The sequence below is a fragment of the Pseudomonas sp. P110(2024) genome, from assembly GCF_057480795.1.
The window spans coordinates 1-9,348 of sequence record NZ_JBLIYT010000030.1; the positions used below are offsets into that span (position 1 = coordinate 1).

The 9,348-nt window shown below is 48.5% G+C and carries 10 protein-coding genes and 1 pseudogene; 10 read left to right on the forward strand and 1 reads right to left on the reverse strand.

Annotated features, from left to right (window positions below; translation table 11 throughout):
- Positions 1-215 precede the first annotated feature (215 nt).
- The 4 genes from AC25ND_RS26280 to AC25ND_RS26295 all read left to right on the forward strand — a co-directional run bounded on the left by AC25ND_RS26280 (position 216) and on the right by AC25ND_RS26295 (position 3,387).
- Positions 216-548 carry a hypothetical protein gene (locus tag AC25ND_RS26280; RefSeq protein WP_062360721.1) on the forward strand — a complete coding sequence of 111 codons (333 nt, stop codon included), beginning with the start codon at positions 216-218 and terminating at the stop codon, positions 546-548.
- Positions 545-892 carry a hemagglutinin repeat-containing protein gene (locus AC25ND_RS26285; protein ID WP_486976677.1) on the forward strand — a complete coding sequence of 116 codons (348 nt, stop codon included), beginning with the start codon at positions 545-547 and terminating at the stop codon, positions 890-892. The genes AC25ND_RS26280 and AC25ND_RS26285 overlap by 4 nt, the downstream gene beginning before the upstream one ends.
- Before the next feature lie 654 nt (positions 893-1,546).
- Positions 1,547-2,521, forward strand: coding sequence for a YwqJ-related putative deaminase (locus AC25ND_RS26290; protein ID WP_486976678.1), 975 nt, complete (start codon positions 1,547-1,549; stop codon positions 2,519-2,521).
- The gene (locus tag AC25ND_RS26295; RefSeq protein WP_062360720.1) at positions 2,521-3,387 is read left to right on the forward strand and encodes a hypothetical protein; all 867 of its coding nucleotides are present in this window, start codon (positions 2,521-2,523) and stop codon (positions 3,385-3,387) included. The genes AC25ND_RS26290 and AC25ND_RS26295 overlap by 1 nt, the downstream gene beginning before the upstream one ends.
- Here AC25ND_RS26295 and nfi read toward each other — a convergent pair.
- The gene (gene nfi, locus AC25ND_RS26300) at positions 3,371-4,069 is read right to left on the reverse strand and encodes a deoxyribonuclease V (RefSeq protein ID WP_082750424.1); all 699 of its coding nucleotides are present in this window, start codon (positions 4,067-4,069) and stop codon (positions 3,371-3,373) included. The genes AC25ND_RS26295 and nfi overlap by 17 nt on opposite strands.
- 338 nt (positions 4,070-4,407) lie before the next feature.
- Between nfi and AC25ND_RS26305 the strand changes: the two genes are divergently transcribed.
- The 6 genes and pseudogenes from AC25ND_RS26305 (at position 4,408) to AC25ND_RS26330 (ending at position 8,554) form a co-directional block, all read left to right on the forward strand.
- Positions 4,408-4,842, forward strand: a complete 435-nt coding sequence (locus AC25ND_RS26305) for a hypothetical protein (protein ID WP_186597746.1) — start codon at positions 4,408-4,410, stop codon at positions 4,840-4,842.
- A gap of 203 nt (positions 4,843-5,045) precedes the next feature.
- Positions 5,046-5,438: pseudogene (locus tag AC25ND_RS26310) on the forward strand (transposase); the annotation flags it as partial.
- 262 nt (positions 5,439-5,700) lie between these two features.
- Positions 5,701-5,949, forward strand: coding sequence for a hypothetical protein (locus tag AC25ND_RS26315; RefSeq protein ID WP_084942238.1), 249 nt, complete (start codon positions 5,701-5,703; stop codon positions 5,947-5,949).
- 280 nt (positions 5,950-6,229) lie between these two features.
- A complete protein-coding gene (locus AC25ND_RS26320) occupies positions 6,230-6,862 on the forward strand; it encodes a hypothetical protein (RefSeq protein WP_280061002.1) in 633 nt (210 codons plus the stop codon).
- A 171-nt stretch (positions 6,863-7,033) separates the two neighbouring features.
- Entirely contained in the window at positions 7,034-7,726 is a 693-nt protein-coding gene (locus AC25ND_RS26325; RefSeq protein ID WP_028692816.1) for a transposase, read from the forward strand.
- A gap of 306 nt (positions 7,727-8,032) precedes the next feature.
- Entirely contained in the window at positions 8,033-8,554 is a 522-nt protein-coding gene (locus AC25ND_RS26330) for a DUF2247 family protein (protein WP_486976679.1), read from the forward strand.
- The last annotated feature ends 794 nt before the right edge of the window (positions 8,555-9,348 follow it).

Here is a 9,348-nt window from a genome sequence, read left to right on the forward strand (position 1 = left end):
GACATGGCAGAATCCTTCGCCTAAAAAGCGAGAACTCTACGGAAAATCAGGCCTCCAGAGACTCCGGTGAGGTTTCAAAGGTTTTCATACAGAACCTAGGGTGGGGGAAATAAATCTGTCCCCTTTTTTCGCATGCATCCAAATATGCAAAAGGCCTTGCAACAGGCTGGCATGGCCGATCGCAAAGTCAACATTCTTGTTGGAGGAAAGCAATGATGAGCTATCAGGACTCCCAGCGCATGAGTAAGCAAGCTGCTGAGGAAGCCTTTGCCTCGACTGAGGTTAAGTGTATTTGCGAGGCATTGGTGTCCATTGCCTTTTATGAGTCAGATTGGAAGTGGGTGCAGAGCAAATGCTTAGAGTTTCTCAACAACGAAAACCCCGAAATTAGAGGGCTTGCGGCAACTTGCCTTGGGCATATAGCAAGAATTCATCGCCAGCTTGAGAAAGAGAAGGTGCTCAATGCTCTTCATGGCCATCTAGATGACCATGCGATCTCAGGGCAGGTTGAGGATGCTCTGGATGACATTGATATGTTCTTGCAGTGACCAGCTATGCGTTGCCCCATGATTGGGGCAACGCCGTCCTTGGGTTGTCCCAGGTGAGCCTCACCGCGTTGACCGGCGACGTGATCAACGAACGCAGCGTCACCCGCCTGGAAGGCCGCGCGGGCGGCGAGCACGTGACCAAGGACCTGGTCGACACCGCCGCGCGCATCGAGGCGGCGAACAACCTGACGATCACGGCGGGGCAGGATATCGGCATTGTCGGCGGCGCCGTGCAGGCCGGCGGCAACATCGACATGGATGCCGGGCGTGACCTGATCATCGCCAGCCAGGAAGGTGTCGACAGCCACGTAGAAAAGGGGACAGATTTATTTTTCCTACTCTAATTCCAGCTCCTGGCAGCGAAGGGATCTAGCGGTCATGTAGGTAGGCCGAGATTAGGGTGGGGGAAATAAATCTGTCCCCTTTTTTCGCAGAGGTGACTGGAAGCGCCATCGGTGCCTACGCGTCTAAAAATGTAAGTGGTGAGATAGGTTCGTTAGGAGGTGGGAAGTGATTAAGCCTCGATCAAGGCTGCAAGCGTTCATTTTGCTATTTATATATCTAATAGTTGCGTTTTTTTTAGTTGGTGTTGCTTCAAGGTTTTTAGGTTCGTCAATTAATTATTGCAATTTTGGAATGTGGAGTTTTGGTTGGTCTGATGTTCCTGGCGTGCTTCCCGGTGCGATTGCATATGCAGTTCCGGTTGGGGTTGGAATTTGTGTTTTGTCATATATTAAGGGTGGTCGTGGGCGTTGATCTTTATAATCGCTGCTTATGAATTTACTTGACCTAGGGAAGCTCCGAACAAGTTGCCTTAAGGAAAAAGGGGGAAAGGGGACAGATTTGTTTTGCTTGCTCTAATTTCGGTTTCTGGTGGCTAAGGGGGCTAGCTGTCATGTAGGTAGGACGAGATTAGAGTAGGGAAAATAAATCTGTCCCCTTTTTTACCTTAGGTCAAAGCATTCCAGTCCACTGGAAAGCAGTTCCAGGACCACGGGTTGTTCAATACCGACTCGAAATGGACGCAGGCCTCGGGTAACAGCTGGGCCGGTGAAGTCGATACGGTGCCCGAGGCATGGAAGCGGCAGTTTGGTGAGAAGAATGCCGCGATCTACATGCGCGAGATTGGGCAGGTCTCAAGCAGCCCGGCGGAAATGAAAGACCTGATGGAGCGAATCTCGGTCATTGCCACGGGCGGTGTGAAGGATGTAACGGTGGACCTGGATGTCGCTTTGGCGATGACAGGGGCGCCTGCTGTGTTGCGGGCGTTGCTGGCCAAGCGGGTTAGTGCTGCAATGGCTGAGGCAGGTGGTGCTGCTGCCGGTAAGGAAACTCTGGTTGATGTGGGGGGGGCGTCAGCTGGTAAAGGCGCCAGTGGCGGAACGGGCAAGGGTCCCTGGGTGGACGGGGAATTTGGTCACCTCGATCCGTTGAACAGTGCCGAATTTGACCGCCTGCTTTTCCAGAAGGTTGGTTCAGAAGCTGAGGCGCTGATTAAAGCAGGAGATACTGCCGGTGTCGCGTTGTCGAGGGCAGGTGTACCGGGGCGGGATTATGTGAGCGAGGCGTTCACCAATATAAGTGCGAAGGTGCCGAAATTCCCAGGGATAGAGCGGTTTGGCGAGGCCAAAGAGTATTTCACAGTGGTCGATCAGGGGGCGTTCATGCGAAAGGTGGAGCAGCTGTATGTTGACACAGGAACGCCGCTGACACCTCAGGTTAAAGGGATGATTGAAAACCTTGTCAGCAATGGAAAGAGATTTGATGTCCAGAATGGTATTCCTGGGCTGCATGCCGAGGTCAGAGCGGTGAATAGCGCGCTTACTCGGTACCCCAAGGTATCAATTGATGATGTGAAAGTGGCGACCTACAAGCTGGCACCGAAGCAGGGTCAAGGGGACAAATTCGAGGCGTGCTCGAACTGTAGCGGTGTACTGAAGGATGCCGATGTGATTACCGGAAGGAAGCACTGATGATTATCAAAAGAAATGCGATAAGCAACCAGGGCGGATTGTGGACTTTTCGGGGCGTGCCCTACACCGGGGGCGCGTTGGAACTCTCGAATGGTCATGTGGTTGGGGGAGGTATGTATGAAGATGGTCGCTATGTTGATGTCTACCGTAGCGAGTTTATTGTTGGGGAGGTGCGTAATAGTATCGAAGTGGAGCGAGACTATACGGGGGAGCAGTTTTATTGGGGAGATAGTGTCTACAATGGATTCTCCTATGAGTTCAGTGGAGATGTATGTGTCAGCGAGCGCTTGTATGAATATGGCTGGGTGATAGAGGAAGTAACATATTTCCCAGATGGACAGTTGCGTACTGTCGAGATCGGGGAGGATGTTCCACAGAGTTATGAGTGGTTCGAAGGCGGTGGACTGGAAGCGATGACGGTTCACCAGAATAATATTTTTATGTTTTCCTTGAAATTTTCATTGGAAGGTCTGACGCGGTTGACTCTGTTGGGTGACTATTTTTCTAAGCTACCGCAAGTGATCGGGTGCATAAGGTTTCCTGTGTTACGTGATAAAGCGGAGCTCTCCTCTCTTAAGTGTGCGACCCGGGTTTCACTAATTGGAGATGGTATTGACAAGGCTGTGGTTGATTACATTTTTATGGGCGACAATGAGCGCTGTATCAGAGAATTAGAGCTGGATGGTGTCAATGGGACACCGGAAATTCTGCAGTGTTTGAAAAATTATCAGCAGTTGAGTGTATTGAAAGTTGTGGCTGCTAAGGATTGCGTTGGCTGGTGGCGTGAAGGGTGCGTCCAGTTTCAGGTACTTCGTCCCGAATGTGACGTATATTTAAATAATCGGAAGGTTAGTTTGGAGGGGTAATGGGGTGTTTGTTCTGTTCGTAGAATTGCCTTCCATATCGGTCTGCAAGTCGGGTCGTTTCTGGTAGTCGATAGTTGCGTGTTGCATTCAATACCCAGTGACAGGCAGTTTCAAGGGAGATTCGGTGGCCGATTGAAACGAACACAGGTTTTATATGTTTTTGAGTCCTGAGCGCGGCCCCGATTAGTTCGTCGCCGTCGAACAGGCCTGATTGGCATCCCCTTTCATCAAGGGGAGGTGCGTACTCACCAATGAAGCGACTTTTTCCGCATCCAATAGTGGGTATGTCATAAAGTACCCCCAAATGCGATGCCAAGCCAAACCGACGAGGGTGAGCTATACCTTGCCCGTCGCAGATGATCAAGTCAGGTCGGTGGGTTATAGTTGATAAGAGCTTTACGATAGAAGGCAGCTCTCTAAACGAAAAAAGACCAGGCACATAGGGAAACGAAGTCGTATCCGACCATGCATGCTCTTCGATGATTTCCAGGCTTTCTGCGTCAACCACAACAATGGAGGCAATGAGTGTATCGTTTTCTTTGTGGTAGGCGACATCAATGCCTGCGATACTAGAGATAGGCCCAAGCTGATCTTGCTTGACTACAAGTTTAGATAGTCGTATCTGTAGATCTATGGCCTCGCTTGGTGTTATATCCCAAGGGTGTTGTATGACTGGCTGCATGTGGAGTGTTCTCGCTAAATCAAGCGGGTGAGGTTGTCGTCAACGAATCGTCAGATTATGCCATTTAAGAGCCAAATGACCAGTTGATTTTACTATTGATCTTGGGCGTGAAAAAGTATGAAAGTGGCTGAAAATTGGACAGGTCTATTTTTTCTACTGTAGGTTTGGTTCCTGTGGGGCGAAGGGATCGAGGAGTCATGCAGGGTAGGCCGAAATTAGAGTATAGAAAGAATTTGTACCCTTGTCAGTTCCGTCTCGTTCAATGTTTATATTAGAATCCAGGGTGGTTGGTTGAATATTTCGTCCGGTCGTCTGGCTCAGTATATAGGGTGGCAGTGATGGCGAATGGTTTATTCGTTCCAGTGAATAAGATTCCTGAGCTAAAAATGCTTAAAGTAAGGCTGAGGAAAGAACTGTCTAGTCTGGGGTATGTGACGCAGAGAATAACTGTTGGTGTAACTTTGGTGGATAGTGATTGTTTGTTGGATAAAATGATTTACATCATGGATCATGAGGGTGACGCGTGCTGTTGGTTGACCTTCATGAGCGCGGATGATTCTTTGCTAGAGGTGAGTGAGAATGGAGTGCCATTTATTGCTCATGTTTCGGGAGGGGCTGGACGGGGGAGGCGTCTCGCTTTAGCTGTTTCCTATGGTGTATCTGTCGAAGGGCAAGGAGAGTGTGTTTATGATGACGGTCGCCTGTATTTGGGGGGAGGAGCAGGTTCTAGTTCTATAGAGGGGCTCAAGAAATTATTGGTGGAGCTGAAATGATTAGGTGTCTGCTAAAAACGAAAAGGGGGGCAGGTCTACTTTTTCTAATCTAATTTAAAGAATAGGGAAAAGGGGACTAGGGAAAAGGGGACAGATCTATTTTTCCTACTCTAATTTCGGCCCTTGTGGGGTCGAGGAAATCGAGCAGTCATGTCATTCTCCTGATTCATCAGTCGTCAGGGTGATCCAAGGAGGATGCCGTCATGCCTAGAGGTGGACGAGTACTGCTACCACATTGCCCGCATCATATTGTCCATCGGGGTCACAATCGACAGGTTGTGTTTGCGCAAGATACGGACTTTCAACGCTATTTAGCTGATCTCCGAGAGTTGAAGGATGCCTTTGGAGTGAAAGTCTATGCGTATTGCTTGATGACCAACCATGTGCATCTATTGCTGGTTCCTGATGATGCTTGCGCAGGACTTAGCCAGCTGATGAAGACGCTGGCGGCGCGAGCGACGCGCTATCGTAATCGACTAGAGGGTCGTACCGGTACATTGTGGGAAAGTCGTTTTAAGTCCAGCATTGTGCAGTCTGACACCTACCTGTTGGCTTGTTGCCGCTACATCGAATTGAATCCAGTCCGGGCGCGGATGACAGTTGCGGAAAAGGGGACAGATTTATTTTTCCTACTCTAATTCCAGCTCCTGGCAGCGAAGGGATCTAGCTGTCATGTAGGTAGGCCGAGATTAGGGTGGGGGAAATAAATCTGTCCCCTTTTTTCCAAATACATGGACGGGGCGTATTGCCGCGAAGTATGGGTTTACAAGTGTTCAGGCGCCTGAAAAGGGAATGTTTAGCGATATAACTACGGTTGTTTTCAAGAGGCCATGAAAAGTATATTTTAATGGAGGTTTTATGCTTGAGGATATCAGCGAAGGTAAATTGCCGTGTCAGGTTTTTAGAGATCTGATAAAAGTCGATCCTACTATTGGCAATGTACGTCTTAGTGAGGTTTTCCATGAGGAGTTTATCGAGGTTGATAGTTTGGCTCTACAGCTTATCTGGCATTGGCGGGGGCCAGGAAAAACTGAAGGAATTAGTGATGAGTCACTAAATGCTGAGCTGTTGGTGATGTTGAAGAACGCTGGTTATTTGAAGAGGTGAAAGATGAGTTTTTCCAGTTGTAACTGCTGAGGGGAGGTTGGTGGCGCAACACTGGATCGGAAAAGGGGACGACCGGAAAGCGAAGGAAAAGGGGACAGATTTATTTTTACTGCTCTAATTTCGGCTCCTGGCAGCGAAGGGGTCCAGCTGTCATGTAGGTAGGCCGAGATTAGAGTGGGGAAAATAAATCTATCCCATTTTTTGCTTCGCGATGGTAAGTGTTTGATCAAGGGCTGTGTGCCGGTCGACTATATTAAAGCGGTAAAAAAATAGGTTTCTTATGGAGCCGAAAACATACGAACTTTTGAATCACATTCCAAAACATGCGGATTATGCCGTGAGTGCAGGAGATTTGGATCCAGAGGATATTCCACAGGATAGAATTGACGCCGTGCTGGATTTGCTTCGTCATGCGAATAACGATGAGGAGCACTTCTTGGCTGCGAAGTTACTGACCAGTTGGGGCATCCATGAAGGGTTGATTGCCTTGGAGGGGAGAATGGACAAACCTGGAGGCATTGAAGGAGTCTATTTTCATCGACTGCACGGATACGACGACACTTATCACCAAATACTCTTGGCTGTGACTCGGTATTTTGCCAACGTGGCTGATCGTGGAGATATCGAGGCTGCGAGAGTCCAGATCTATTCCCCCCTATCGAAAATCATTGCTTTGGCGAGTAGTGAACCGTTTGAAATAGCCAAAATTTTTGATTTCGCGAGTAGTGAAAATTACTCAGAGTATGTGCCTCTTGTTGAAAAGCACCTTATCGCCATAATTGATCATCCCGAAATACATCGCTGGAAAATTTATGATGCTATTGAGTTTTTGATGGTTTTCAATCCCGGTTTCGTTGTGTCTCTATTGAAAGAGAAAAACAAGACGATTGATGATTTTAGGCCGGTGGCATAAGGGCAATAGCCTCGGTGCAAAAGCAACTGGTGCAGCTGAAGTACCGGCTACGTCTGCAATAGATCTATTTTTCCTACTCTAATATCGGCCCTTGTGGGGTCGAATAGGTCGAGCAGCCATGTCATTCTCCTGATTCATCAGTCGTCAAGGTGATCCAAGGAGGATGCCGTCATGCCTAGAGGTGGACGAGTACTGCTACCACACTGCCCGCATCATATTGTCCATCGGGGTCACAATCGACAGGTTGTGTTTGCGCAAGATACGGACTTTCAACGCTACTTAGCCGATCTCCGAGAGTTGAAGGATGCCTTTGGAGTGAAAGTCTATGCGTACTGCTTGATGACCAACCATGTGCATCTATTGTTGGTTCCTGATGATGCTTGCGCAGGACTTAGCCAGCTGATGAAGACGCTGGCGGCGCGAGCGACGCGCTATCGTAATCGACTGGAGGGCCGTTCCGGTACCTTGTGGGAGAGTCGTTTTAAGTCCAGCATTGTGCAGTCTGACACCTACCTGTTGGCCTGTTGCCGCTACATCGAATTGAATCCAGTCCGGGCGCGGATGGTAGCTGAGGTTGGGGACTATCCTTGGTCAAGTTATTCGGCCAGGATGGGGGCTGTGAAACGGCAGAATTGGCTTGATGAAGACCCCTTGTTTGAAGCATTGGGGGAAACTGAAGAGCTCCGGCGCAAGCGCTACGCCGAGTTTGTGAGGCAGGCGATATCGGACGAAGAGCTTAGCCTGATTCGAGACGCTATTCAGCGAGGACAATTGACGGGTAGCAGCCGGTTCGTGGATGAGATCGCGCAGATCACTGGAAAACGTATTGAGCGAAGGAAGCAGGGCAGGCCCAAATTAGAGTAGATAAAATAGATCTGTCCCCTTTTTTGCTTTTTTGTTGCCAGTGTATCCCGAGAGACCGAATGGCCCTTATGCTACGCAAGAGTTTCCGTCGACTCCGATTGCGCATGGTTTTCCCGATATTGTTGATAATTATGCAGGTAGCGCGACTAAGTTTCCTCTTAAAAATGGCGCCTCGCTTTATCAGGTGGAGGGTGGTTACAATGGTGTGGCGGGAAGATTTGAATGGATTGTAGACCCAAAACTAGGCGGTGTGACGCATCGAATGTTTGTGCCGAATGGTGCTGTTAATGGTATACCGGTGAAGCCATGATTGAAGTGGTATATGAACGAATCTCCAAATATGAACTGACTGACTGGGGTGTGATGCTTCAGGGCGTCTTGGGTGTTCCTGGTCTTATAGGGAGTTTGCCGGCATTATATGTGGAGAAGTTTGCAAATAAAGAGCTTGAAAGAATTGCTGAAGACAGTCCGGCATATGATTTAATTGTCAGTTTGGCTTGTGATAGTGAACTGCCAGCATCTGAATTGTGTGCGCAACTGGAAAAAATCTGTACACTCCGAAAGTCGGATATGCTCCGATCCAGAAAGGTTTGGCGAGCGGTTGCGTTGGAGGAGTTGTTGTTAAATATAGACTCTGATCCAGTATATGGGTTGATAAAATTGTCTGAATTTTGGTCAAGTTGGGAATGGCCTGCTGACGCACCATTGTCCATGGTTTCAGGTATGGAAGCTTTACCGGAGGATGCGTACCATTCGTCATCGAATTATGAATACGTTGTAGATGAGCATGAGCGGTGGGTGAAAGATCAATTGTCTAATTTGAAGTAAAAATGAGTAAAAATGGGATAGATGTATTTTTCCTACTCTAATTTCGGTTCCTGGGGGGAGGAAAGGGGACAGATTTATTTTCCCTACTCTAATTCCGGCTCCTGGCAGCGAAGGGAGCTAGCTATCATGTAGGTGGGTCGAGATTAGAGTAGGGGAAATAAATCTGTCCCCTTTTTCCCTACGGAAAATCAGGCTTCCAGAGGCTCCGGTGAGGTTTCAAAGGTTTTCATACAGAACCTAGCACCGGACGTGGGGCGTTTCGTACCTGAGGTGCACTTGTATCCATAGCTTCCAGATCTCATGACGTGGCGGGTTAATCCGGCCAAAGTGCGCAGTCTACAGGAGGGGCGGTGGATCTTGAAGTGGTCTGCAAACACCATACTACTTTTCGTATAATGCTGCTCAACCAACTCAACTCCGGCCCCTGAGGCACGATCCGGGTCGAAAAGGGGACAGATCTATTTTTCCTACTCTATTTTCGACCCCGGTGTGGTCGAAGGGGGCGAGCAGTCATGCGGGTAGTCCGAGATTAGAGTAAGGAAATTAAATCTATCCACTTTTTTGGTCCCCTTTTTTTGTTATTTTTTGTTTTGTAAAGTGGGGCGGCTTCGATAAAAATCCGACTGGAGGAATGTTAAGTGAGCGATATAGCGCTGGAGGTAAAAATTTTTAATGCTGATGAAGCTGGACGTTTTCTAGGTTCTGTATGAAAACCTTTGAAACCTCACCGGAGTCTCTGGAGGCCTGATTTTCCGTAGAGTTCTCGCTTTTTAGGCGAAGGATTCTGCCATGTC

What these genes read in the sequence shown, in the direction of transcription:
- AC25ND_RS26280 (WP_062360721.1), top strand. Translation starts at nt 216, where the DNA reads ATGAGCTATCAGGACTCCCAGCGCATGAGTAAGCAAGCTGCTGAGGAA.
- AC25ND_RS26295 (WP_062360720.1), top strand. Translation starts at nt 2,521, where the DNA reads ATGATTATCAAAAGAAATGCGATAAGCAACCAGGGCGGATTGTGGACT.
- nfi (WP_082750424.1), bottom strand. Translation starts at nt 4,069, where the DNA reads ATGCAGCCAGTCATACAACACCCTTGGGATATAACACCAAGCGAGGCC.
- AC25ND_RS26305 (WP_186597746.1), top strand. Translation starts at nt 4,408, where the DNA reads ATGGCGAATGGTTTATTCGTTCCAGTGAATAAGATTCCTGAGCTAAAA.
- AC25ND_RS26315 (WP_084942238.1), top strand. Translation starts at nt 5,701, where the DNA reads ATGCTTGAGGATATCAGCGAAGGTAAATTGCCGTGTCAGGTTTTTAGA.
- AC25ND_RS26320 (WP_280061002.1), top strand. Translation starts at nt 6,230, where the DNA reads ATGGAGCCGAAAACATACGAACTTTTGAATCACATTCCAAAACATGCG.
- AC25ND_RS26325 (WP_028692816.1), top strand. Translation starts at nt 7,034, where the DNA reads ATGCCTAGAGGTGGACGAGTACTGCTACCACACTGCCCGCATCATATT.
- AC25ND_RS26330 (WP_486976679.1), top strand. Translation starts at nt 8,033, where the DNA reads ATGATTGAAGTGGTATATGAACGAATCTCCAAATATGAACTGACTGAC.